This window comes from Prochlorococcus marinus str. MIT 0919 (assembly GCF_027359375.1).
GTDB lineage: Bacteria > Cyanobacteriota > Cyanobacteriia > PCC-6307 > Cyanobiaceae > Prochlorococcus_D.
Window position 1 is genome coordinate 1,070,770 of sequence record NZ_CP114779.1, and the last position, 23,781, is coordinate 1,094,550.

Consider the following 23,781-nt stretch of genomic DNA (forward strand, 5'->3'; position numbering starts at 1 on the left):
CAAATCAATCCCTTACTGCATTTCTGGCAAATTCAGGAGTATCAACTACTCTCTTTAATCTCTTGAAGTTATCTAAAACTTTCCCACATCCATTAACCACACAGAGCAAAGGTTCTTCTGCAACATGGGTGAAAATACCTGTTTCATGACTCACTAAATCACTAATACCCCTAACTAAAGCTCCTCCTCCTGCCAACATAATGCCTCGGTCAACAATATCTGCTGCTAATTCTGGAGGAGTACGTTCTAAAACTCTTTTCACCGCATCAACTATTTTGTTTAGAGGATCAGACATGGCGTCACGTAGCTCACCAGCATTCAAATTGATAGATCGTGGCAAACCAGATAGCAAATGCAATCCTCTTACATCCATACTTTGATGATCAAACTCATCATTAGGAAAAGCTGATCCAATACGAATTTTAATTTCTTCTGCTGTTCTTTCGCCAACAACCAAGTTGTGAACCTTTTTTAAATAAACAGCAATTGAATCATTGATCTCATCACCTGCCACACGTACAGACTCACTTAATACAGTTCCGCCCAAACTCAAAACTGCAACTTCCGTAGTACCTCCACCAATATCAACAATCATTGTCCCGATTGGTTCTGTAACAGGAAGATCAGCCCCTATTGCAGCAGCTACAGGTTCGTCAATTAAATGAACTTCTCTAGCGCCAGCAAGACCTGCTTCTCGAACTGCTCTTCTTTCAACACTTGTAACGCCACTTGGAATACCTACAACTAAACGCGGTGCAATGATCCCACGGCCTTCATTACACTTTTGTATAAAAGTTTTCAACATCTGCTCAGCTGCATCAAAATCAGCAATTACACCATCCCTTAAAGGCCTAACTGCTCGAATATTGCCTGGCGTACGACCCAGCATTAATTTTGCGTCTTCACCAACTGCCAAAGGTTCTCCTTCCTCTAAATCCATTGCTACAACAGATGGCTCTTCAAGAACTATTCCTTTGCCTTGTACATAAATCAACGTATTTGCCGTCCCTAAATCAATCCCTATATCTCTGGAAAGTCTCAAACGTCTAAAAAACACTTTTTTAATTTGAATATGAGTTTGAATCATAAGAGCTGTTGCGAGATATACAACACCACCGCGTAAGACTCTGGACCACCTTTTATAGAGGCCTATTAAGATTGCTGCATTATTAAAATTACTTGATCAGTAAAAACTATGAGTGTTAACTCTGTAAGCCTAGTTGGCAGAGCTGGTAGAGACCCAGAAGTACGCTATTTCGAATCTGGTTCAATTGTCGCGAACCTGACTTTAGCGGTCAATCGCCGAAGCAAACAAGATGAGCCTGATTGGTTTAATTTAGAAATTTGGGGCAAACAAGCTCAAGTTGCAGCAGATTATGTAAAAAAAGGATCTTTAATAGGCATTACTGGTAGTTTCAAACTAGACCAATGGAAAGACAAAAACACAGGTGAAGAGCGACAGAAACCTGTTGTTCGAGTAGATAGGTTAGAACTCTTAGGGACAAGGAGAGATGATGAGAGTAGATTTAATAATCAACAACAAAATATGCCACATACCAATGAAGAAGATATCCCATTTTAAAAAATACTAATGCAATTTATTTTTATGCTTTATTAAAGATCTAACTAACAACCAAATAAATAATGTTATAAGAATAATTACAAGAGTGATTTTAATTATTTCTGAGAAAGGGTCAAGCCAACTAGCAACTTGCCTATAGCTTTCTCCTAGAAATATTCCAGCAATAGTTAATAATATTGTCCAAATTAAACTTCCTGCTGTTGTCCAAATAGTAAAAGGAGCTATTGGCATTAACTCAACTCCAGCAGGTACTGAAATCAATGTTCTTATTCCAGGGACTAATCGTCCCCAAAACACCAAAGACTTTCCATAGCGTGAAAACCACATTCGACTTCGAAAGAGTTCTTCTGGACTAATACCTATCCAACGTCCATATTTTCTAAGCCAATTTTCAAGTTTTTCTTCATTAATTAGGCGCCCAATTCCATACCATGGGAATGCACCTAAAACTGTTCCAATAAGACCTGCTAAAACAACAGGTATGAAATTCAGTTGACCAGTATAAACATAATATCCACCTAAAGGCATTATTAATTCTGAAGGAATAGGTGGAAATATATTTTCTAAAAACATTGCTATCAATATTGCTCCATAACCAATCCACTGATTTGCTTCTACTGAATCACCAATGAAATTTATTAATCCTGTTACTATGTTAGAGATTTCCATAGAAAATTATAATAATCAATACCTATATTGATCAGATTTATAAGGCCCTTGAACCGGTACATTTATATAATTTGCTTGCTCTTGAGTAAGATCTGTCAACTTTGCGCCAATTTTTTCCAAATGGAATCTTGCAACCATTTCATCTAAATATTTTGGTAAAATGTAGACTTGATTAGTATATTTATGAGCTTTTGTATATAACTCTATCTGCGCCAAGACTTGGTTAGTAAACGAGTTACTCATCACAAAGCTAGGGTGTCCTGTAGCACATCCTAGGTTAACCAATCTACCTTCAGCTAAAAGAATAATCTTATTACCACTTGGTAAAGTTATATGGTCTACCTGAGGCTTTATGTTTTCCCATTGATAAGACTTTAAAGAAGCAACATCAATTTCATTATCAAAATGACCAATATTACATACAATTGCTTCATCTTTCATGCGAATTAAATGCTGGTGAGTGATGACATTAAAGTTACCTGTCGCAGTAACAAAAATATCTACATTTTCGACAACATCATCCAGTCGTACTACACGATATCCCTCCATCGCTGCCTGCAAAGCGCAAATAGGATCGATCTCAGCAATCATCACTGTTGCTCCTAAGCCTCTTAAAGATTGAGCTGAGCCCTTGCCAACATCTCCATAACCCATTACTAATGCCACTTTCCCTGCAACCATTACATCAGTGGCTCGTTTAATACCATCTACTAACGATTCTCTACATCCGTAAAGATTATCAAATTTGCTCTTCGTCACAGAATCATTCACATTAATTGCTGGGAAAGGCAAGTCCCCATTCTTCTGCATCTGATATAACCGAGCCACACCTGTTGTTGTCTCTTCTGTAACTCCTTGAATCGAAGATTTAATACGAGAATAAAAAGTGGAATCCTGGGAAAGCTTTTTGCGAATAGAGGCATATAAAGCAATCTCTTCCTCATTGCAGGGAGCATCAAGAACGCTTTTATCTTTCTCAGCTTTACTGCCCAGAATTACCAACCCAGTAGCATCGCCACCATCGTCCAAAATCATATTAGGCCCATCATTAGAGTTCCATTCAAGTATTCGATGGGTATAAGCCCAATACTCATCTAAAGTTTCACCTTTCTTCGCAAAAACAGGTATGCCCGTGCTTGCTATGGCTGCTGCTGCATGATCTTGGGTAGAAAAAATATTGCATGAAGCCCATCTCACCTCAGCTCCCAAAGCCACTAAAGTTTCAATCAATACTGCTGTTTGAATAGTCATATGAAGACTTCCTGCAATTCGTGCACCTTTTAAAGGTTGCTCTTTTGAATACTTTGCTCTCAGGGACATTAAACCTGGCATTTCCTTTTCAGCTATATCAAGTTCTTTACGGCCAAATGCAGCAAGTTCTAAATCTGAAATTTCATAATCAGCTTTTTTATCAAATTGTTGCGTTGAGGCAGATGCTGCGATCATGATTAGGAATTAATTAAAAATTTGCAAAGGAACATCTTCAAAAATATCAAAGTTCCTGAGTCAATCGTCTGGCAATCTAACCAATCAGGGTGGCTTCTAAATAATCTTGAGGCAACAATTGCATTTGGCGAAATACTAAGTCAAAAGATCCAAAGCTCCAAAATACTGTTGCTTGAGGGGCCACTAGGGTCTGGGAAAACAAGCCTAGTAAAGGGAATTGCGAAAGGTCTTCAGATCTTGGAACCAATTACGAGTCCTACTTTTCCTTTATCTCAACATTACTTAAAAGGAAAAAGAGCGCTTATTCATTTAGACCTATATAGATTAGACAGTGCAGATTCTGCAAACGAATTATTTATTCAAGAAGAAGAAGAAGCAAAAGATCTCAAAGCACTTATGGTTATTGAATGGCCTTCACGTTTAAAGATTGATCTTGAGGATGCTTGGCATGTGAACTTGACTTATACCCAAGATAACAAGAGATTAATAAAACTTTTTTCTCCTTATTGAGCAGATAGAAAGTTTTCTACTTGATTAGAAGTGGGTTGAGGTTCAATTGCACCTAAACCCCCACATACCAAAGCTCCACATGCCGCAGCAAACTTCACTGCATTTTCACAATCAGTATAAGTATTTTCGTCAAAGGAAGAATTTACAAGTTGCGAAAGTAAACCAGCTGTAAAAGCATCTCCAGCTCCTGTTGTATCTACAATTACTTCAGGAGAAAATGGCTTTAAACTGCCTAAATATCCATTCAAAAACCAATGAATTGTTTTAGCACCATCTGTTACTATAACTGAAGGCTTTAAAGAAAGTAATTCAGAAATTTCTGCTGGATTATTGGTATTAAAAAAAGCAATTGCTTCTTCATCAGCAAGTTTTAAAAATGCTGCATTTTCTAAAAATCTTCTAATTAATAATTTAATTTGTTTGCTTGGAAGTGAATTTGAATGAAATGTCTTATCCCAAAAAGTGGGACGCCAATTTAAATCAATTGCTACTTTTAGATTATGATTTTTAGCATATTTGGTCATCCAGAAGATTGCATTTCTTGAGTTAAGTGTTGCCAATGAGATTGTTCCAGTCAACAACCAATTGGCTTCTATTGCAATTTCTGGGAATGTTTTCTTCAAAGAATTTAAATCTAAACTTTGATCAGCAAAACTATTTTCAAAACCTCCTATAAAACCACCAAAACTTCTTTCCCCAGACGAATCTCTTTGAACAAGAACAACTCGACTAGTATGTCTTGAATGAAGCTGCAAACCAGAAATGTCTACCCCTCTAGTAACAAACAATTTTTGGAACTGCTCTCCAATGCGATCTTCACCAAGGCAACCAACAAAAGCTGTTTTCACACCTAATCTTCCCAACCCTGCTGCAACATTCGCCGGAGCACCTCCCAAGCAATCCTCAAATTGATTTTCAAAAGCATTGTCTTGGCCACAAGGTCCCAAACGGTCAACCAATGCTTCACCTGTGCAAATAACTTTTGCCATTCAGATGCTCACATAATATCTTTTTTATTCTCTTTCATAAAAGCAAATATGTTTTGAGAGCAGCAATGATTCGCAAGTTTGCTTTTGGGAAAGGATATTTAGATAATTCTTGAATTTTAACCCATCTGACTTCTTGACTGGATAGAGGTTTCGGAACTCCAGACACTAAGCTACATAAATGAACAATAAAGTTTAATTTTTGATGTGAATATAAATGTTCAAAAGCAATTAACTGCTTTTCCACGTTCACAACAACACCTAATTCTTCTAACAATTCTCTTGAAATAGTTGTTTCTATCGCTTCACCTTTTTCTTGTTTTCCACCGGGGAATTCCCACATTCCACCCATTTTCACATGATCCAATCTCTTATCAATAAGGACTTCGTTAGATTCATTCAGAATCAATCCAATACCAATTACAAATTTAGACACAGAAAATACAGAAAGTTTTGCAGGGAACTTGGTTGGTTCATTTAAACTATAAGCAACACAATAATCTTTCAAAGGGCACTGTATACAAATTGGCTTGTGATTAGTGCAAACAGTTGAACCTAAATCCATTAAAGCCTGATTAAAATCTCTTGGTCTATGAGGGTCTAATAATGCAACAGCACAGTCCCATAATCTTGCTGAATTTCTTTCCGGTGGTATAGAAGTACCTATTAAACGCACCAAAATTCTTTTAACATTTGCATCTAAAATGGCAGTAGGCAGATTGAATGCAGAAGAAATAATACTGCCTGCTGTGCTTCGACCTATACCAGGCAAAGAAGTCCAAGTATTTAAATCATCTGGCCATCTTGATGAATCTGTTGATCGAGATGGTCCAATCATAGAAAAAAGCATTTTAGAAGAAGTATGCAATCTTCTTACACGGGAGTAATAACCTAAACCCTGCCAAACAAGCAAAGTCTCACTCTCATCTGCAACTACCAAATCATCAATTGATGGGAAAGCTAACATCCATCTTTCCCAATAAGGCAAAGCAACTTTTAATTGAGTCTGTTGAAGCATTACTTCTGCAACCCAAATAGGATATACAGGTAAACATTCATTAGGAGTTGGTACAGTTCCTTCTGCTGTTAACTTCCAAGGTATTGAATGACGTCCATTATCTTGAAACCATGTAAGCAAACTAATACGAATTGCATTTATTTGCTTATCATTATTTAAAAATTGATCCAGGTATTTCTCTTGACTAAGAATAACATTCATTGTTGGCAATGGAATGAGTTAAATGTTAGCTGGAAAGTCGAAGGTTATAATCCAAGATCATCTGTTGTTACTGTTCTGATTCATGGTTTTGGAGCATCTAAAGAACATTGGAGAAAAAATCAAATATTTCTAGGAAACATAACTCCATCATACTCATTAGACTTAATTGGTTTTGGGGACAGTAGTCAACCCATAGCAATACTTCCCGGAGAGAAAAGTTTTACTAAAGGTTTTTTATATAATTTTGATAATTGGGGATTACAAGTATCAGAATTTTGCAGGTTAGTAATTAAAAAACCTGTTATTTTCATTGGTAATTCCATTGGAGGCGTTGTAGCTCTAAGAGCAGCAAGAAGCCTCCAAGGCAGTTGTAAAGGTGTAATTCTAATTAATTGTGCGCAAAGAACAATGGATGACAAAAGACTCTCTCAACAAACTAAAGTTGTACAATTAATAAGACCCTTCTTGAAAAATATAATTAGAAAAAAATGGCTTAGTAAAAGTCTATTTCAGAATGCAGCAAATCCAAATTTTATAGAAAAAATACTCAAACAAGCCTACCCAAGTGGTCAACATTTAGATAAGGAATTAATCAACTTAATATATTCACCAACTCAACGTGAAGGAGCAGCGGAAGCATTTCACGGCTTCGTAAATATTTTCAATGATCACCTAGCACCGGATTTAATGAAAAATCTAAATGTACCAGTCGACTTAATTTGGGGAGATAGTGATCCATGGGAAGCTCTTTCAGAAGCTAGACAATGGCTTGCTTCTATTAAATGCATAAGATCTTTAGAGATAATTAAAGGTGCAGGGCACTGTCCTCACGATGAAGCGCCTGAAAAAGTCAATGGGTTTTTAGGCAAAATAATTCAACAAGCCACATAAGCTTCTACGAATTCACCATTACTTCGTAAGCCTTTCAAAGCATCTCGCTGAAGTTTCCGTACTCGATCACGACTAATACCAAGTACTCGGCCAATTCCAGTAAGACTCATTGGTTCCTCTCCATCTATGCCATATCTCATTCTTAAAACTGTATTTTGCAATTCTGGTAATTTCCCTAAAAGTGTTTCTAAATCGCCCTTCATGCAATCCATCTCAATATTTTGCTGAGGTAAATCATTGTCACTTGAAAGCAAATCAAGTAATACAGAATCCTCAGCATTTCCAACTTTCATTTCTAGGCTTAGTGGTTGACTTGCTCGGCACATCAAATCTTTTACTTCCTGAAGTGGGAGATCCACATAATCTGATAGCTCTTTCATGGAAGGGGTTCTCGACAATTCTTGACTCAATTCTCGTTGTCCTTTTTTCAACTTATTTAGCATCTCGGTTATATGAATAGGCAATCGAATAGATCTGCTTTTTTCTGCAATTGCCCTAGTAATTCCTTGCCTGATCCACCAATATGCATACGTAGAAAACTTATATCCCCTAGCAGGATCAAATTTTTCAACACCTCTCACTAAACCAATAGTGCCTTCTTGAATTAAATCTAAAAGTTCCATATTCCTTTTCGTATATTTCTTGGCAATACTTACAACTAAACGCAAGTTTGCTGAAACCATTCTTTCTTTAGCTTTTTCACCAAGCCTTAATTTCCTATTTAAAACAGTAAGAGTAAGATCAACTGATTGAGCCAACTCTTGTCGAGAAGGTTTGCACCCATTACGCAGTTGCAATTCCTTTTCAACATTTTCTATTGTGACCAACTCTTGGACTTGCCTACCCAAAGTTATCTCTTGGTCTGTAGATAAAAGAGGTACTCGTCCGATATCTCTTAAATAAGAGCGAACTAGATCACTATCTGAACATGACTGAGACTTTGAATCTTTCAAGACCTTTCTTGAAGAGAGCGCTTGATCTGTCATCAATACTCTATTGAGTTTTGTAAAGCATATCATTAAGAAGTGTGAAGAAGCTATTTTCCAAACGGATTTATAATTTTTTAAGTATTAATGCCTAGAAGTCGCCTAAGTATGAATATGAGTCAACAGCCAAGAAGCAGTTCTCAAGTAAATAAAAACGCCCGCAACATCTGTTGCAGTAGTGATAAAAGGAGCTGACATAAGTGCAGGGTCAAGGCCCATTCGATCAAATATCAAAGGCAATGCTGCACCAGCAGTTGCCGCCAAAGTTGTAATCGCCAACAAACTAATGCCAACTGCAGCACCAACCAAAGGCCCTTCACCTTGCCACCAAGCAAAAGGAACAACAAACAAAAGCATCAATAAGCCTAATAAAGCGCCTGCGAAGGCTTCTCTAAGGACAGATCTCCAGAGACCTAAATTTTGAATGCGCTGGGTACTTAATCCTCGAATAACAACCGTGGAACTTTGCGCGCCAACGTTACCTCCTGTTCCAATTAATAAAGGAATAAAAGCTGCTAATAAAACTACTTGCTTTAAAACATCGTCATTCATTGCAATCACTTTTGTTGTCAATCCGTTGGCCAAAACCAAAACAAAAAGCCAAACAACTCTTCTTCTAGCAACAACAAAAAGATTGCTTTGGAAATAATCATCTTCATCGCCTGCCTGAACTGCCCCAGCCGCATATAGATCCCTTGTCGCTTCTTGCTCAATAACATCTATGACATCATCGACTGTAACTATTCCTACCAATCTCTTCTCAAGATCAACAACAGGCAAAGCTAAAAAATCATATCTTTGAATGGCTCTTGCTACTTCCTCTTGATCAGTATCAGTTCTTACATTAACCACATCTTTAGTCATCACATCTCCTATCAGAGACTCTGGGTCTGCAGTCACTAAATCTCGCAAAGAAAGTATTCCAGTCAAATGTCTTTCGCGGTCTGTGACATAAAGGCTATAAATTGTTTCTGTAAAAGGAGCCTGTCGTCTAACAATTGTTAAAGCCTGAGCCGCACTATGAAATTCCTTAAGGTCAATAAATTCATTTGTCATTAATCTGCCAGCAGTCTCAGGTTGATACCCAAGCATTTGCGCAGTAACACTTCTTTCTTCTGGGCTTAGTTCAGCTAATAACCTTCTAACAACCTTGGCGGGCAATTCATCAAAAAGTCTTACTCGATCATCCGGAGACATTCTTTCAACTAATTCCAAAACTTCGCCTGAGCGCAACCGATCAAGCAAGCTTTGTTGAACTGCTGGATCTAAATATTCATAAACTTCTATAGCTTCATTTTTAGCCAGCAACCTAAAAGCCAATGCCTGCAAAATTAATGGCAAGCTTCCAATGGCTTCCGCAATATCTACGGGCTGAACAGGTTCAAGCAAAGTCTTGACCCCGTCATAATTGCCTGCTGACAGCATTGCTTCCAGCTGCCCAGCTACAACATCAGCTAATTGCGATCCTTTAAAAGGAGAAGGAGCCTGTGCAGATGCCCCGATTGCCTCATTCATTGACGCATAAATAGGGCACAAACATCTTAATGTCTATCAGGGTGCGATTGATCCCTTAATTCTTCTTCCCAGCAAAAAACCACCACATATTGATGACAATGAAACGATTAGCAAGAGAAAAACATATGCAAAGCTTCTGAGATACATTCCCATTTCCAACAACTCTAAGACCTCTACCATCCATCCACTAAAAGTAGTAAAAGCACCGCAAAAACCAAAAATGAGAAATAATTGAACTCTAGGAGTGAGGTCTAGACCCATCAACAAGCCTAAAAGTGCGGTTCCAAAGATATTCACAGCAAAATCATTGCCAATTAACCAACGAGCCAACCCTCCTGGGAAAGCACCCATTCCGACCCATAAAACTTTCTCTAAAGTCAATAAATCCTTCTTAAGCATTACCCAATTTATAACCTGCAAATGCAAACAATAACCCTCCAAAAATTGATACGGCAGTAATAAAAAAAGTTTTAAACCAATATTTCTTCCTAATATTGAAGAAAATTTCCCATATAAAAGATGAAAAAGTACTTAGGCTGCCTAGTAAACCTACAATTATAAAGAGTAAAAACTTTTCATTTAAAAAATTAGTGGAACTATTTTTCTCAAAAGAAATAATTAAACCAAGGAAAAAGCTAGCCAGGCAATTTACAAAGAAGATTGGTATAAATCTCGGGACATGGAATTCTTTCAATTGCGTAGTAATTTTAAATCTAATTAAAGAACCAATTATTGAACCTGAAGAAACTAAAAAGACAGCCAACAGAACTTCAATTAAGTCAGACATTAACCCAACCACGATAGGGCTTTGAAGAAGATTTTGCTAAAGGCAGTGATGCACTTTGTACTAATAACCATTGTTTTCGATCAAAATCCTGCCAACTACTAATAATCCTTAAAGGAGTGCCTATTGGCAACAAGGTCAACACCGAAGATTCCAAGTTGGGCGAAGTTCTTAAATAACAATTTGTACCTGCATACTTTCTTCTTGAAAGTTCTAATTGAAGAATGCCAGGGTTTTTATAAGTAAGCCCACCGGCAGGCAAGTCTAAAGGCCCTAAAAGACCAAAGAATAATAAAACCCAACTCCAGCGCATAAAAAAAGTGACCAAGACTATTAAATATCTAAAGAAGTGAGGTCAAGCTCAACACTATGAGTCTCAATAAAATGCCGTCTTGGCGCAACCTTATCCCCCATAAGTATTGTAAAAATTCTGTCTGCTTCAAGCGCATCTTCTATTTCAACTTTTTTCATCATCCTTTTAGAAGGATCCATAGTTGTTTCCCATAATTGCTTTGGCATCATTTCACCAAGACCTTTAAATCTCTGAATTGTATAATTTGCCTTTTCTCCAAACCCTTGAATTGTTTTCTTTAAATCTGATTCGTTATAACAATACTTATGGGTCTTGCCTCTCTCAACCTTATACAAAGGTGGGCACGCAATATAAATATATCCACCCTCAACTAATTCTTTTTGATAACGATAGAAAAAAGTAAGTAAAAGCGTACGGATATGTGCACCATCAACATCAGCATCGGTCATAATCACAACACGATGATATCTAAGGTTTTTGGAAGAAAACTCCTCTCCTTTGATCCCTAAGCCTAAGGCAGTAATTAATGCCTGAATCTCAGTATTTTTATAAATCTTCGAGTCATCTGTTTTCTCAATATTTAGAATTTTACCTCTCAATGGAAGAATTGCTTGAAATTTTCTATCTCTGCCTTGCTTAGCAGAACCTCCAGCCGAATCACCCTCAACAATATAAATCTCTGACTCTGCAGGATCTCGAGAGCTGCAATCTGCCAATTTCCCAGGAAGAGTAGAACTCTCTAAAACACTTTTTCTGCGAACTAGCTCTCTAGCTCTTCTAGCTGCCTCTGCAGCATTAAATGCTTGAATTGCTTTCTCTAAAATTAAATCAATAACTGAAGGGTTAAATTCTAAATATTGACTTAAAGACTCGCCAACAAGAGTATCTACAATTCCTCGTACTTCTGTATTTCCTAATTTAGTTTTAGTCTGCCCTTCAAATTCAGGTTCTGGAACTTTAACAGAAAGCACAACAGTTAATCCTTCACGTATATTTTCTCCGGCTAAATTTGAATCGCCCTCTTTACGCTTTCCTCTTTTCTTAGCAAAAGAATTAAGCGTACGAGTTAAAACTGTTTTCAAACCTTCTATATGAGTTCCACCATCAACAGTGCGAATATTGTTTGCAAAACCAAGAATGCTATCCGAATAGGCATCTACACACCATTGCAAAGCAGCTTCTACTTGAACTCCATCTTTTTCTGAATTGACATAAATTATCTCTGGATGTAAAGCATCTTTTTCTGAATTTATATACGAAACATACTCTTTAATACCACCTTGATAAAAATAAACTTCCTCATAAGGGTTACCCTCGAGTGTTACAGCTGTTTTTCTTTCATCACGAAAAATAATTCGAACACCTCCATTTAAATAAGCTAATTCTCTTAACCTTGATGAAAGCGTTGCATATTCAAAACTAATGCCACTAGTAAAGATTTGACTATCAGGTTTAAAACAAACAGTAGTACCCGTCAATCCTTTATCAGAGTTAGTTTGTGATTTAGAGCTAAGTGAACCAATAGGCGCACCCCTCTCAAATCTCTGCTGATAGATTTTATTTTGCCTACGAACAGTTACTTCAACCCATTCGCTCAAAGCATTTACAACTGAAACACCTACTCCATGTAGCCCTCCAGAGACCTTATAACCTCCACTGCCAAACTTGCCTCCTGCATGCAAAACAGTTAATACGGTCTCCAAAGCACTCTTGCCGGTCCTCGGATGAATATCGGTAGGTATACCCCTGCCATTATCAGTGACAGATGCTGCACCATCATCAGAAAGAACAACCAATATTTCATCACAATGTCCAGCAAGTGCTTCGTCTACAGCGTTATCTACAACTTCATAAACAAGATGATGCAAACCTCTTGGCCCGGTAGAGCCTATATACATACCTGGTCTTTTTCTTACAGGTTCTAGTCCTTCTAGAACTTGTATTTGCTCAGCGCCATAAGCAGCTTGAACTTTATTAATCTTGGAATCTTCACTCATTCGAATAAAAGGTTCCCAGGAAAGGTTGTTATTAAAAACCTCATCTATTAAAAACCTATACCTGTCAAACTAAATTTAACACTGGCATTGAAAAAAGGCTCTTAAAAAGTTTCTATAAAAGCATTAAAAAATTTATGTCACGATCTAAACCTCTAATAATTGCTCTGATAGGCCCTACAGCAAGTGGAAAAACAGAACTAGGCATTGAAATTGCTCAAAAACTTGATCTGGAAATCCACAATATTGACTCTCGCCAGATTTATATGGATATGGACATAGGAACAGCAAAACCAACAAAAGCACAACAACAAAAAATCAGGCATTTTTTGATTGATTTACAACCCCCAAATCAACAAATCACCATGCATGAATTCAAAAGCATTGCCATGAAAAGCATTGAGAGGGGTCTCAAAAAAAAGCAAATAGGATTACTAGTAGGAGGAAGCGGTTTGTATCTAAAAGCAATCACTAGGGGATTATGTCCCCCAGCAATTCCTGCCCAATTAAGTTTTAGAAAACAACTTAAGGAACTTGGACAGAAAGAATGCCATCAACTTCTAAAACACTGTGATCCAATTAGTGCAAAATCCATATCAGTCTCTGATTATCCCAGAATCATTAGAGCTTTAGAAGTCTTTTATGCTTCTGGGCAATCCATACATTCTCTGAGAAAATTCCATCCCCCAGAATGGGACATCATCGAAATCGGACTTAATCCAAGCAATCTGCATGAAAGAATAAACAAACGTACTCATTCCTTGTTTGATTGCGGCCTAATTGAAGAAACCCAGAACCTTATCTCTAAGTATGGAAGCACTCTGCCTTTGCTTAAAACAATTGGGTATGAGGAAGCATCGCAACTAATTAATGGCAAGATTGGTTTAGATCAAGCTATAACTCAGATAAATCAAAGAACTAATCAGTTTGCAAAAAGACAAAGAACTTGGTTTCGAGGCCAACACGATCCAAAATGGTTAAATGAGAAAAATCCTCTTTGCGAAGCTCTCTCGTTAATCCATAACGTTATAGGGTGAACCAAGTAGATATAAAATCAGGTTTTACTTGTTTGCTCTGCTCTATTCCTTCATCACACTGAATGCCACCTCGTCCCCGTTTTGATCGTCGCGCTCCAGTCAGAGAGCTTCCAAACATAAATGACCGTATCAAATATCCAAAGCTTAGGGTAGTTGATGCAGATGGAGCTCAGCTAGGGGTCATTGACCGTGAAGAAGCACTAACAGTAGCTCAAGAAAGAGAACTTGATCTTGTACTAGTTAGTGAAAAAGCTGATCCACCAGTTTGCCGAATTATGAATTATGGCAAATTTAAATTTGAACAAGAAAAAAAAGCAAAGGAAGCAAAGAAAAAATCTCACCAAACTGAAGTTAAAGAAGTCAAAATGCGTTACAAAATTGATAAGCATGACTATGAAGTTCGCATAAATCAGACAACTCGATTTCTAAAAGCTGGAGACAAGGTTAAATGCACAGTCATATTTAGGGGTAGGGAAATTCAACATACAAATCTTGCAGAATCTCTTTTATCAAGAATGGCAAAAGATTTAGAAGAGCAAGCAGAGATTCAGCAAGCCCCTAAAAGGGAAGGGAGAAATATGATCATGTTTTTAACCCCTCGTAAAACTCCGTTAATAAAAAATGAAAAAGAGACACGACCCTCTTCCAAAGCAGAGCGAACTATCTCATAAACCTAGGTATAACTTAAGTATGAAGAAACTCAGTAGTAAGTGAATCTATAAAAGTTTCTCTACTTTTTGTTAAAATATGACCGTCACAAGATCTTAGGCCAAAGAAATAATTGTCACTTGAGCTTTAATTAATTATGTTGGTCACATTCAGACCTGGCATAAAGGCGTGAGATTCCATATCCAGCAGGAAAGTGATATTCCTGCATCCAGTCAACTTTATAATCAGATTTGCTTTGCAATAGCAGCTAGGCATTACCCGCCTGGACACAGGCTTCCTAGCACTCGTCAACTCGCAATGCAGACTGGACTGCATAGGAATACTATTAGTAAGGTATATCGACAATTAGAAACTGACGGGGTAGTAGAAGCAATAGCTGGTTCAGGGATATATGTTCGAGATCAACAAAAACAACGCGAAGTCAAAACTTCTTCCAATTATAGAAATAAAGGTGTTATTGATATAGATCAAGAGGTGAGGAAATCTGTTGATGGTCTCCTAAATGCTGGGTGCACACTTCAGCAAACAAGAGAGCTATTTGTGAAAGAAATTGACTGGCGGTTGAGATGTGGTGCCAGGGTATTGGTAAGTACTCCTAGAGAAGATATTGGGGCTTCAATGCTTATAGCCGAAGAACTTGAACCTAACTTAAATGTTCCAGTAGAGGTAGTTCCCATGGAAGAATTAGAAAGTGTACTTGAAAGTTCTAACAATGGAACAGTAGTAACTAGTCGTTATTTTCTTCAACCACTTGAAGAATTAGCTAAGCAGCATGGAGTAAGAGCAATTGCAGTAGACCTTAGTGATTTTCGAAATGAATTATCAATGTTAAAAGAACTGAGAGCAGGTAGTTGTGTTGGAATTGTGAGTATTAGTCCTGGCATTCTCAGAGCTGCGGAAGTAATTCTTCACAGCATGAGAGGCAATGAACTACTACTAATGACAGCTAATCCTGATGTAGGCAGCAGATTACTTGCTCTTTTAAGAGCAGCTAATTACGTCTTATGTGACAGCCCAAGCCTTCCACTAATTGAACATACACTTAGACAAAACAGATCTCAACTTATGCGAATGCCACAAATACATTGTGCTGAAAATTATCTCAGTGAATCAACTATTGAACAACTTCGAAAAGAGATAGGCCTTATCAAATAACCAACTAATTATTTTCCCTTTGAGCAAATGCTTAAAGCCATCAAATCAGACATAGCAATCATTCGAGAAAGAGATCCTGCAGCTAGAGGACTACTCGAAATTATTCTTTGCTACCCAGGCTTTCAAGCCATCTTTCTTCATAGAATTAGTCATCGGATATGGAAGTTGGGAATTCCTCTTCTGCCAAGACTGCTTAGCCAAGCAACACGATCATTAACGGGTATTGAAATACATCCAGGAGCTCAAATTGGTAAAGGAGTTTTTATCGATCATGGAATGGGAGTAGTAATAGGGGAAACAACTGAAATAGGCAATAGATGTCTGCTATACCAAGGTGTTACTCTTGGTGGTACCGGCAAAGATCACGGCAAAAGACATCCCACATTGGCAGAAAATGTAGTAATAGGTGCTGGTGCCAAAGTACTAGGAGCTATAAAAGTCGGGACTAATACCAGAATAGGTGCTGGCTCTGTTGTAGTGAGAGATGTAGAAGCTGATAGTACAGTTGTAGGAATCCCAGGCCGAGTTGTCCATCAAAGTGGAGTACGTATTAATCCTTTAGCTCACTCTGCTTTGCCTGATACAGAAGCAAACGTCATAAGAAACCTTATGGAAAGAATTGATTATCTCGAAGGCCAAGTCAATGCTATGAATAACGCCTTGAAAGTTCTTGTTGACGATAATAATTCTAATAATGTTTCTCCTGGCAAAGCTCAGAGTTTAAAGGACAAGGAAATTATTGAATTTTTAGGAGATTAGGTTAGAAGAATTATTTTTGATCCGATGCAGGGGCTGGCTGGAACATAAACATAGAATAAATAACATTTCTACGCATATTTGTCATCATTTCAAGGAACATATCATAACCTTCATTTTTATATTCAATTAAAGGATCTTTTTGCCCATACCCTCTCAGTCCAACTGATTCCCTTAACGCATCCATAGCTTGTAAATGTTCTCTCCAAAGAGTATCAATCTGTTGAAGAATGAAAAATCTTTCTGCTTCACGCATTAATCCAGGCCTCTGCTCCTCAATTTGCGCTTCCTTAACATCATAAGCATTACGTAATTGCTCTTGGAGAAATGCTTTTAACTCATCAATATCTAGTCCATCTAAATCATCAGGTTTCAAATCACCCAGCAAATTAACAAACTCTTGAACTTTTCCAACTAGTTGAGCCAAGTCCCATTCCTCAGAAGGCAAGTCTGGATTGACATAAGCATAAACAATTTCCTCCATAGTCTTTTCTCCATAGCCAATAACTTGTCTTTTTAAACCAACACCATCTAAAACTCTTCTTCGTTCAGAATAAACAGCACGTCGTTGATTATTCATAACTTCATCATATTCAAATACTTGTTTTCTAATATCATAATAATAAGTTTCTACTTTCTTTTGAGCACTCTCTAATGATCTAGTTAACATCCCGGATTCAATAGGCATGTCTTCATCAACTTTAAAAGCGTTCATTAATCCAGCGACTCTTTCACCACCAAAAATACGGAGCAAATTATCACCTAGAGATAAAAAGAACCTTGTACTTCCCAAATCACCTTGCCTACCAGCCCTACCTCTTAATTGATTATCTACTCGACGAGATTCATGCCTTTCAGTACCAATAACATGCAAACCTCCAGCTTCACGAACATGAATTTCTTCCTTTTCAACAACTACATCATATTCAGATTTAACTAATGCAATTGCTTCTCTCAGAGATTGTATTAGCAAATCATCAGTTGGTGCCTTCTCAGCAGCCGTAGATATGCGATCCTCCAACTCAATAGATGTAAAAGTTCTATCTCCCCATTCTTTAACTAATTTGCGCTCTAAATCTATAAGTACTTTCTGAGTTTCTTCTGTAAGCACACATGGGTATAAGGTGCCTATTGCACTAGCTTCGCTAGGAGGCTTGCTCTTAATAATTGTTGCATTTGGATCTTCATCTTTTCCAAAACCACCAGGAGATTCCTGACGACGCTGCAAAGGCACAGGTGGCTTGTGGCCTGCTTCAGGCTTGACTAGTTTTGGTAAAAGAACCTCTCTTAATTTTAATCTCGCCATATAGTCACTATTTCCCCCAAGAATGATGTCCGTACCTCTCCCAGCCATATTGGTAGCAATTGTCACAGCACCGGCTCTCCCCGCTTGAGCAACAATTTCTGCTTCTCGTTCAACATTTTCCGGCTTAGCATTTAATAAATTATGTGGAATCTCTTGATCGGCTAATAAGGCACTAAGAAGTTCACTTTTTTCAACACTAGTAGTACCAACCAAAACAGGTCTTCCTTGCTTATGAATACCTGCCGTCTCATTAGCCACTGCTCTCCATTTACCATCTTCAGTTTTATAAACCTGATCTACCCAATCTTTTCTTGAGCGAGGCCTATTTGTAGGAATAACAGTTGTTTCAAGCTTATATGTTTTTTCAAATTCAACTTCTTCAGTTTTTGCAGTTCCAGTCATACCCGCTAAGCGTGGATACAACAGAAAGAAGTTCTGATATGTAATAGAAGCCAATGTTTGTGTCTCTGGTTGAATATTTAATTGCTCTTTTGCTTCAATTGCTTGATGCTGTCCATCACTCCATCTGCGTCCTGGCATCACTCGGCCAGTAAACTCATCAACAATAACTGCTTCTCCATTTCGTACTATATAGTTAACATCTTTAATAAATAATTCTTTTGCTTTTAACGCATTAGTTATGTAGTGAGCCCATGGATCTTTTGGATCATATAAATCACTAACTTTAAGTAATTGTTCAGATTTAGAAAACCCTTCATCTGTCAAAGTACAAGTTCTTTGCTTCTCATCAACCTCATAGTCCCCTTCAGGGTCAATACCATCTTTTCCCATTTCAGCAGCTCTATTTAAAGAGTAAACAACCTCTGCAGCCTTTTCATACTTTTCTTGTGGCCTTTCTACTTGACCTGAAATAATTAGTGGTGTTCGTGCCTCATCAATCAAAATTGAATCAACTTCATCAATAATACAGAATTGAAAATCTCTTTGAACTATTTCATTAAGGTCAGCAGCCATATTATCTCTCAAATAGTCAAAACCTAATTCAGAATTAGTTGCATAAGTAATATCACATTCATAATTTTTACGTCTTTCTAATGGGTCCATATCCTGCTGAATCAAACCAACGGTCAAACCAAGAAATCGATGCACTTGCCCCATCCATTCAGCATCTCTTCGTGCCAAATAATCATTCACAGTCACTACATGAACACCTCTGCCAGTTAAAGCATTTAAAAAACTTGGCAAAGTTGCAACCAAAGTTTTGCCTTCTCCAGTTTTCATTTCGGCAATTTGACCTTCATGTAAAACCATCCCCCCAATTAATTGCACATCAAAATGACGCATTCCTAATACTCGTTTACTAGCTTCTCTAACTACTGCAAAAACTTCTGGAAGAAGCTCATCCAATAATTCTCGCTGTTTTTCTAGACCTGAAACATTTCCTACACGAGTTCGAAAATCAACCGTTTTAGAACGTAATTGATCATCACTCAAAGGCGATATCACCTCTTCTAAGAGATTGATATCACTTACAATTGGCTGGTAACGCTTGAGCTTTCTGGCGTTGGGGTCTCCCAGCAAAAGCTTGAGCATGGTCAGCAAGTCGAAAATATACTTATTAAGCCTAACAACGACCAAGATCAAAACTTAGTAGAAAAATATTAAGCGCTATAAAACAACTATTAAATTATCCAATCAAAAAGAAACCTTTTTCATCCAAAAAGGATTTAATTTATTTGCATGACATCCTTAAAGCTCATTAAACATGCATCAGGAGCTCCTGGGTTGCGTTGGCTTGGGTTAGGTCCACATCTAATACCCAAAAGAGGTTTATTCGAATTAAAAAGGCTGCTAGATACTCATGCTTTTTGGGCTCAGAATAGAAGCTACAAAAATCTTCGTAAATTATTGGCAAAAAGTACTGTTGTAGTTTCGATTTGGGACGGTCAAAGAATGGTTGGATTTGGAAGAGCCATCAGTGATGGTGTCTATAGAGGTGTCCTTTGGGACGTAGTTGTAGCAGGTGACCTACAAGGACAAGGGCTAGGGAGAACCGTTGTAGAAGCCCTTGTATCATCCCCTTCAATGAAAGGGATAGAAAAAATATATTTAATGACCACTCATCAACAAGAGTTTTATAAGCAAATTGGCTTCAAACTTTGTGCCGACCAGGATTTACTAATTAAAGTTAATAAAGCAAAGTCTTTCTAAGAATTTTAGAAAGCGGATGAAGAGATTCGAACTCTCGACCCTCTCCTTGGCAAGGAGATGCTCTACCACTGAGCTACATCCGCGAGAAAGGTTTTAACCCTTTATGAAGAGCATGCCTTAAAAAAGGGGAAATGGTCAATCCAATAGTTAATTAATAATGATTTATCAACTCAATACTTTCATTAATGAAGCCATTTCTAGAGCTTGCAAAGCATAATTCCAGCCAAGATTGCTTTTGATACCGGCCCTTTCTAAAGCTTGCTGCATTGTGTCAGTAGTTAAAACACCAAAAATAATTGGTATGCCAATTTCCCTAGCAACGGAAGCAATCCCTTTACTAGATTCATTAATAACTACTTCAAAATGTGGCGTGTCTCCTCGAATAACAGCACCAAGAGTTATTAAAACGTCATACTTCCCACTTTTTGCCAAAGACTGACAAATTAGGGGTAACTCCATAGAACCTGGCACCCATACTAAATCTATCTGAGAGCTTGATTCAGAGGTATCTAACCCATGTCTTTGAAGACAATCAAGGCAACCACTTAATAATTTACTAGTTATTAAATCGTTAAATCGCGCAATCACGATCCCTATACGAAAATTAGACGCTTCATTAAAGCGCCCTTCAATTGAAACCATTGCTTATTAGCAAAATGCCTAATTACTCCTACCTTCGCACGGAGAGGGATGAAGTTCAAACAAAGTAAGAAAGCAAACCATTTACTAATACAAGGTGAAACCAAACTCCACCAATAATCTCAATTTTTTTAATTTCTCCATTGCGCCGATCTGCTGGATCTGATTGGGTCATATAGAGAACTGGAACACCAATAACCAACATTAAAGAAGCAAAGAGAAGTGCGTTAATAGCAACTGAACTAATGACCTGCATAGGGAATGGAGCGATGGAGCAAATGCTCACTTCATGATCTAATTGTCACATGAGACAAGTTAGTTTCTGACAAAGATTACAAGGTTGTCGCGAGCCTTCACATCCAAAATTAAAAATCGCCCTTACGATGCCATCATTTCGTTAGCAGAAAAGTTCTATGGCTGACGAGGTTATCCCAGTTCAAGGCAGCTTCTTTGATCAAATTCAAGGATCAACTGCACCAGCAAAAGGTTTACAAAGAAGTGCTTTTGAAAAAGACGAAAAATTTTCTGATGAAGATATTAAAAAGGCAGCTAAGGAAAGACCTCGCCTAAGAAAAGGCTCAGAGGTAACAAAAGATATTGAACAAACTGGAGTCACTTCATACTCGAACAAGGTTCCACCATCACATCATCATCACGATGAAATTGATATTACAAAGCTACCACCAGTTCTTAGACACTATGTAGAGCTCAAACAACAAAACCCAGCAAGGATTTTGCTTTATAGGCTGGGTGATTTTTTTGAATGTTTCTTTGAAGATGCCATCCTCTTGTCGCAAACTTTAGAGCTAACCCTCACGGGAAAAGAAGCTGGAAAAATCATAGGAAGAGTTCCCATGGCTGGAATTCCTCATCATGCAGCTGAAAGGTATTGCTGCACACTTATCCAAAAAGGATTTTCAATCGCTTTATGTGATCAACTGGAAAGCAGCCAAAACAAAGAAGGGAAATTACTTAAAAGAGGTATTACAAGAATATTGACCCCTGGAACAGTTATTGAAACAGGTATGCTCCAAGCAAAAAAAAATAATTGGTTAGCAGCAGTATTAGTAGAAAAAGAATCCAATCAAGCATTAGCCAAATGGGGTTTAGCTAATGCAGATATCAGTACAGGGGAATTTTTTGTAAAAGAAGGGTTGGGGCTAAATGCTCTAGAGCAAGAACTCTCAAGAATTGAAGCCTCAGAAGTTATCTGCGAAAAATTAGAGGAAGACCACAATGCTAAGCAATGGTGTCCTGAAAAAATACAGTTAACCCAACTATCCAAAACATCTTTCAATCTTCATGAAGCAAAAGCTGCTCTAAAAAGTCATTACAAAATAACAACAATTAATGGTCTTGGAATTCATGAATATGTCATGGCTTTAAGAGCAGCTGGAGGCTTATTAGCTTATTTGAACGAAACTAATCCTATTAATCAATCGGAAAAATATTTCACTAAGATTCCATTGGAAATGCCGAAAATTTGCTTTACAAAAGAAGCCTTAATACTTGACGCTCAAACTCGTAGAAATTTGGAAATAGTGTCCACTCAAAAAGACGGAAAGTTTCAGGGATCCCTTTTATGGGCAATTGACAGAACACTGACAGCAATGGGAGGAAGGTGTTTGCGAAGATGGTTAGAGAACCCTCTAATTGATCCACAAAAAATTATTGCTCGACAGGAGATAGTTAGTTATCTAGTTGAAAAAAGAAATGTAAGGAAAAGTCTAAGGCAATTACTAAAAGCAATGGCAGATTTAGAAAGGTTATCTGGGCGCGCTAGTACAGGACATGCTGGAGGAAGAGACTTGGTAGCAATTGCCGATGGAATCGAGCGTCTTCCTCTATTTGCAACAACCCTAAAAAATATTCCAGGAAGTGCGCCACGTTGGCTCATTAGTCTACAAAAAATAGACAAAGACTTATTAAAAGTTGCAAGTCTAATTAGAAAAATATTAATCAATAATCCTCCTTTAAGTCTTAGTGAAGGGGGATTAATTCATGACGGTGTTGACCCTATCCTAGATGGCTTAAGGAATATGATAGATGATCAAAATGATTGGTTAAATAGCCAAGAAATTTTAGAAAAAAAAATGAGCAATATCCAAAATCTTAAACTGCAATATCACCGAACATTTGGATACTTTCTTTCAGTAAATAAATCAAAAGCACAAAACGTTCCATCACACTGGATTAGAAGGCAAACTTTATCTAATGAAGAAAGATTTATAACTCCAGACTTAAAAGCTAGGGAGGGTAAAATCTTTCAATTGAAAGCTAGGTCTGCACAAAGAGAGTATGAATTATTTTCAGAGCTTAGGCAAATAGTTGGTGACAAGGCCCAGGAAATTCGCAAAGCAGCAAAATCAGTTGCTGGGTTAGATGCTCTAACAGGTCTTGCCGAACTAGCAGCAGCAGCTAATTATTGTGCACCAACAATACTAGAAAAAAAATCAACTTTAAGGAAGATACATATTGAAGATTCTAGGCACCCTGTAGTGGAGCAAATGCTCGTAGAAAGTAAATTTCAACCCAATGATATTCGTCTTGGAGAAAAGACTGATCTAATTGTTCTAACTGGACCAAATGCTAGTGGGAAAAGTTGTTTCCTAAGGCAAATTGGATTAATTCAATTACTTGCACAAATTGGAAGTTGGATTCCTGCTAAAGAAGCATGTATTAGTATTGCAGATAGAGTTTTCACTCGAGTTGGAGCAGTCGACGATCTAGCGGCTGGGCAATCTACTTTTATGGTTGAAATGACAGAGACAGCTTACATATTAAACCAAGCGACAGCAAAATCATTAGTATTATTAGATGAAATTGGTAGAGGCACATCAACATTTGATGGTCTATCTATTGCGTGGGCAGTAAGTGAATTTCTCGCAAAAGAAATAAAAAGTAGAACGATTTTTGCAACTCATTATCATGAACTCAATTCACTTTCCAAAGAATTCAATAATGTTGCAAATTTTCAAGTATTGGTAAAGCAAAGTGGCAAAGAAATACATTTTCTACATAAAGTTGTAGAAGGTGGGGCAAATAAAAGTTATGGAATAGAAGCGGCTAGACTAGCTGGGGTACCAAACCAAGTGATTAAAAAAGCAAAAGAAATACTTTTGTTAATGGAAAAGAAGAAATAATTTCACTCA

23 protein-coding genes and 1 tRNA gene are annotated in these 23,781 nt (G+C 37.5%); 9 read left to right on the forward strand and 15 right to left on the reverse strand.

From position 1 onward, the window contains the following. Positions 1-4: 4 nt before the first annotated feature. A complete protein-coding gene (locus O5635_RS06005) occupies positions 5-1,087 on the reverse strand; it encodes a rod shape-determining protein (protein WP_193741991.1) in 1,083 nt (360 codons plus the stop codon). Positions 1,088-1,195: 108 nt separating this feature from the next. On the opposite strand from O5635_RS06005, the gene O5635_RS06010 reads away from it, so the two are divergent. After that, the gene (locus O5635_RS06010; protein WP_036900811.1) at positions 1,196-1,582 is read left to right on the forward strand and encodes a single-stranded DNA-binding protein; all 387 of its coding nucleotides are present in this window, start codon (positions 1,196-1,198) and stop codon (positions 1,580-1,582) included. Between the two features lie 6 nt (positions 1,583-1,588). Here the strand turns inward: O5635_RS06010 and O5635_RS06015 are convergent, their stop codons facing one another. Next, entirely contained in the window at positions 1,589-2,251 is a 663-nt protein-coding gene (locus tag O5635_RS06015) for a DedA family protein (protein ID WP_036900814.1), read from the reverse strand. 15 nt (positions 2,252-2,266) lie between these two features. Beyond that, positions 2,267-3,697, reverse strand: coding sequence for an adenosylhomocysteinase (gene ahcY, locus O5635_RS06020; protein ID WP_036900815.1), 1,431 nt, complete (start codon positions 3,695-3,697; stop codon positions 2,267-2,269). Between the two features lie 21 nt (positions 3,698-3,718). Here ahcY and tsaE point away from each other — a divergent pair, with 21 nt between their 5' ends. Next, on the forward strand, positions 3,719-4,207 hold the full coding sequence (tsaE, locus tag O5635_RS06025; RefSeq protein WP_036900817.1) for a tRNA (adenosine(37)-N6)-threonylcarbamoyltransferase complex ATPase subunit type 1 TsaE: 489 nt from the start codon (positions 3,719-3,721) through the stop codon (positions 4,205-4,207). On the opposite strand, the gene O5635_RS06030 is transcribed toward tsaE, so the two are convergent. Together O5635_RS06030 and mutT are read right to left on the reverse strand one after the other, a co-directional pair. Next, positions 4,201-5,196 carry a carbohydrate kinase family protein gene (locus O5635_RS06030; RefSeq protein ID WP_036900820.1) on the reverse strand — a complete coding sequence of 332 codons (996 nt, stop codon included), beginning with the start codon at positions 5,194-5,196 and terminating at the stop codon, positions 4,201-4,203. The two genes, tsaE and O5635_RS06030, sit on opposite strands and share 7 nt — an antisense overlap. A gap of 34 nt (positions 5,197-5,230) precedes the next feature. After that, a complete protein-coding gene (gene mutT, locus O5635_RS06035) occupies positions 5,231-6,412 on the reverse strand; it encodes an 8-oxo-dGTP diphosphatase MutT (RefSeq protein WP_081934256.1) in 1,182 nt (393 codons plus the stop codon). Between mutT and O5635_RS06040 the strand changes: the two genes are divergently transcribed. Beyond that, a complete protein-coding gene (locus O5635_RS06040; RefSeq protein ID WP_036900822.1) occupies positions 6,392-7,303 on the forward strand; it encodes an alpha/beta fold hydrolase in 912 nt (303 codons plus the stop codon). The genes mutT and O5635_RS06040 overlap by 21 nt on opposite strands. Here the strand turns inward: O5635_RS06040 and O5635_RS06045 are convergent. The 6 genes from O5635_RS06045 to gyrB form a co-directional block, all read right to left on the reverse strand. Next, entirely contained in the window at positions 7,288-8,289 is a 1,002-nt protein-coding gene (locus O5635_RS06045; RefSeq protein WP_036900825.1) for an RpoD/SigA family RNA polymerase sigma factor, read from the reverse strand. The genes O5635_RS06040 and O5635_RS06045 overlap by 16 nt on opposite strands. A gap of 102 nt (positions 8,290-8,391) precedes the next feature. After that, positions 8,392-9,804, reverse strand: coding sequence for a magnesium transporter (gene mgtE, locus O5635_RS06050; protein WP_036900828.1), 1,413 nt, complete (start codon positions 9,802-9,804; stop codon positions 8,392-8,394). A 36-nt stretch (positions 9,805-9,840) separates the two neighbouring features. Beyond that, positions 9,841-10,203, reverse strand: coding sequence for a fluoride efflux transporter FluC (locus tag O5635_RS06055; protein ID WP_036900830.1), 363 nt, complete (start codon positions 10,201-10,203; stop codon positions 9,841-9,843). Next, a complete protein-coding gene (locus O5635_RS06060) occupies positions 10,196-10,591 on the reverse strand; it encodes a fluoride efflux transporter FluC (protein WP_036900831.1) in 396 nt (131 codons plus the stop codon). Before O5635_RS06060 ends, O5635_RS06055 begins: the two co-directional genes overlap by 8 nt. Further along, entirely contained in the window at positions 10,584-10,901 is a 318-nt protein-coding gene (locus O5635_RS06065) for an SH3 domain-containing protein (protein ID WP_052042648.1), read from the reverse strand. The genes O5635_RS06060 and O5635_RS06065 overlap by 8 nt, the downstream gene beginning before the upstream one ends. A 20-nt stretch (positions 10,902-10,921) precedes the next feature. After that, positions 10,922-12,898 carry a DNA topoisomerase (ATP-hydrolyzing) subunit B gene (gene gyrB, locus O5635_RS06070; RefSeq protein ID WP_036900835.1) on the reverse strand — a complete coding sequence of 659 codons (1,977 nt, stop codon included), beginning with the start codon at positions 12,896-12,898 and terminating at the stop codon, positions 10,922-10,924. A 134-nt stretch (positions 12,899-13,032) separates the two neighbouring features. Here gyrB and miaA point away from each other — a divergent pair, with 134 nt between their 5' ends. From miaA to cysE, 4 genes are all read left to right on the forward strand, one after another. Then, positions 13,033-13,932 carry a tRNA (adenosine(37)-N6)-dimethylallyltransferase MiaA gene (gene miaA, locus O5635_RS06075; protein WP_036900838.1) on the forward strand — a complete coding sequence of 300 codons (900 nt, stop codon included), beginning with the start codon at positions 13,033-13,035 and terminating at the stop codon, positions 13,930-13,932. A 62-nt stretch (positions 13,933-13,994) separates the two neighbouring features. Further along, positions 13,995-14,603, forward strand: coding sequence for a translation initiation factor IF-3 (infC, locus tag O5635_RS06080; RefSeq protein ID WP_036900841.1), 609 nt, complete (start codon positions 13,995-13,997; stop codon positions 14,601-14,603). 166 nt (positions 14,604-14,769) lie between these two features. After that, complete coding sequence (locus tag O5635_RS06085; protein WP_036900843.1) at positions 14,770-15,756, forward strand: GntR family transcriptional regulator; 987 nt, start codon at positions 14,770-14,772, stop codon at positions 15,754-15,756. Between the two features lie 27 nt (positions 15,757-15,783). Beyond that, positions 15,784-16,515, forward strand: coding sequence for a serine O-acetyltransferase (gene cysE / locus O5635_RS06090; RefSeq protein ID WP_036900844.1), 732 nt, complete (start codon positions 15,784-15,786; stop codon positions 16,513-16,515). Positions 16,516-16,525: 10 nt separating this feature from the next. Here cysE and secA read toward each other — a convergent pair whose 3' ends face one another. Further along, entirely contained in the window at positions 16,526-19,372 is a 2,847-nt protein-coding gene (gene secA, locus O5635_RS06095) for a preprotein translocase subunit SecA (RefSeq protein ID WP_036900846.1), read from the reverse strand. Between the two features lie 147 nt (positions 19,373-19,519). Between secA and O5635_RS06100 the strand changes: the two genes are divergently transcribed. After that, complete coding sequence (locus O5635_RS06100; protein WP_036900847.1) at positions 19,520-19,990, forward strand: GNAT family N-acetyltransferase; 471 nt, start codon at positions 19,520-19,522, stop codon at positions 19,988-19,990. Between the two features lie 11 nt (positions 19,991-20,001). Here O5635_RS06100 and O5635_RS06105 read toward each other — a convergent pair. From O5635_RS06105 to psbZ, 3 genes are all read right to left on the reverse strand, one after another. After that, positions 20,002-20,073 (reverse strand) — tRNA-Gly (locus O5635_RS06105). Positions 20,074-20,155: 82 nt separating this feature from the next. Continuing rightward, entirely contained in the window at positions 20,156-20,632 is a 477-nt protein-coding gene (gene ribH / locus O5635_RS06110; protein WP_036900851.1) for a 6,7-dimethyl-8-ribityllumazine synthase, read from the reverse strand. Between the two features lie 55 nt (positions 20,633-20,687). Continuing rightward, the gene (psbZ, locus tag O5635_RS06115) at positions 20,688-20,885 is read right to left on the reverse strand and encodes a photosystem II reaction center protein PsbZ (protein ID WP_036900854.1); all 198 of its coding nucleotides are present in this window, start codon (positions 20,883-20,885) and stop codon (positions 20,688-20,690) included. Positions 20,886-21,042: 157 nt separating this feature from the next. On the opposite strand from psbZ, the gene mutS reads away from it, so the two are divergent. Continuing rightward, positions 21,043-23,772: a DNA mismatch repair protein MutS gene (gene mutS, locus O5635_RS06120; protein WP_036900857.1), complete on the forward strand. Its 2,730-nt coding sequence runs from the start codon at positions 21,043-21,045 to the stop codon at positions 23,770-23,772. The last annotated feature ends 9 nt before the right edge of the window (positions 23,773-23,781 follow it).